The sequence below is a fragment of the Synechococcus sp. R6-10 genome (assembly GCF_047461815.1).
Lineage (GTDB): Bacteria > Cyanobacteriota > Cyanobacteriia > Thermostichales > Thermostichaceae > Thermostichus.
On sequence record NZ_JANSHW010000540.1, the window covers coordinates 1 to 1,634 of the forward strand.

The 1,634-nt window shown below is 60.2% G+C and carries 1 protein-coding gene; it reads left to right on the forward strand.

The window, feature by feature from the left end; genetic code table 11:
* A partial coding sequence (locus tag NW837_RS13455) for an ABC transporter substrate-binding protein (RefSeq protein ID WP_414332130.1) occupies positions 1 to 1,634 on the forward strand: 1,634 nt, incomplete at both ends.

Here is a 1,634-nt window from a genome sequence, read left to right on the forward strand (position 1 = left end):
CAGCTCAAGAGAAGCCTTTTTGTCCCTCTACTCTTGGGGATCCTTCTGCTCTGGCTCAGCGCTTGTGCCACGCCCACCCGCCCCCCCCATCTGGTTGCCACGGTGACTTCGGATCCCAAAACCTTCAACACCTATCTGGCCGCCGAAAGCTCCAGCCGCGACGCCATCGCCTACCTGGAGGCGGGCTTGGTCACCTTGGATGAGGATACCCTCTTGCCCAAACCGGAGCTGGCGGAAGGCTGGGAAGTGTCTGAGGACGGCTTGCGCTATGTCTTTACCTTGCGGGAAGGGCTGCGCTGGTCGGATGGAGAGCCCCTGACGGCAGCAGATGTGGACTTTACCTTCAACCGCATCATCTTCGACGAGCGGATCCCGACTTCCTCGCGGGACGTGAAGCGAATTGGGGAAGCTGGAGCACTGCCTCAGGTGCGGGCCCTGGACGAGCGGCGGATTGAGTTCGTTTTGCCGGAGCCCTTCGCTCCCTTTCTGCTGCAGGCCGGATCCCCCATTTTGCCCAAGCACATCCTCGAGCCCACCGTCGAGCAGGTGGACAGCCAGGGCAACCCCCTTTTCTTGCAAACCTGGGGTATCGACACGCCGGTGCAGGAGTTGGTGGGGGCCGGCCCCTATATCTTGCAGGAATACACCCCCGGCCAGCGGCTGGTGTACCGGCCCAACCCCTATTACTGGAAAGGGGAAGGGATCCCGCGCATTGAACGGGTAATCCTGCGCATTGTGGACTCAGAGGACACCGCGCTGCTGCAGTTTCGCTCCGGCGAGACCGACGTGTTTTCGGTGCGGGGGAGAGATTTTCAGCTCTTGAAGCGGGAAGAAGAACGGGATCAGTTCACCATCTACAATCTCGGCCAGACATTGAACAACAGTTTCTTTGCCTTCAACCTCAGCCGCGCCCGTAACCCCCAGACCGGGCGGCCTTTTGTGGATCCCGTCAAAAGTCGCTGGTTCAACGATTTGAACTTCCGCAGGGCGGTGGCCCATGCCATGAACCGGCAGTTTTACGTCGATAGCGTCCTGCAAGGGTTGGGCCAGATCCAGCACTCGGTCTTCTCCCCCGCCAGCCCCTTCTACCTCAGCCCCGAAGAGGGCTTGCCCACCTACGACTACAACCCTGAAAAAGCGCGGCAACTGCTCCTCGATGCCGGATACACCTATGATGCTGAGGGCCACCTGCGGGATTCCGAGGGCAACCGTGTCCGTTTCACCTTGCTCACCAACGCCGGCAACAATCAGCGGGAGGCCACCGGCGCGTTGATCAAAGCTGATCTGGAGCGGATCGGCATCACCGTTGATTTTACCCCCATCGCCTTCAACACCCTGGTGCAGCGCACCGATAGCCGCGACTGGGAAACCCTGCTGCTGGGCTTTGGTGGCGGCGGCACCGAGCCCAACAACGGCTCCAACATCTGGCGCAGCGACGGCCGTTTGCACCTCTTCAATCTGGGAGATTTGCCCGGCAACCCGGCAGAAGGGGTTGAGGTCAGCGATTGGGAACGGGAGATCGACCGCATCTTTATCGAAGGGGTGCGGGAGCTAGACTTTGAAAAGCGCAAGGCCCTCTACGACCGGTTTCAAATCATCATCCAGGAACAGCTGCCCCAAATTGGCACTTTCAA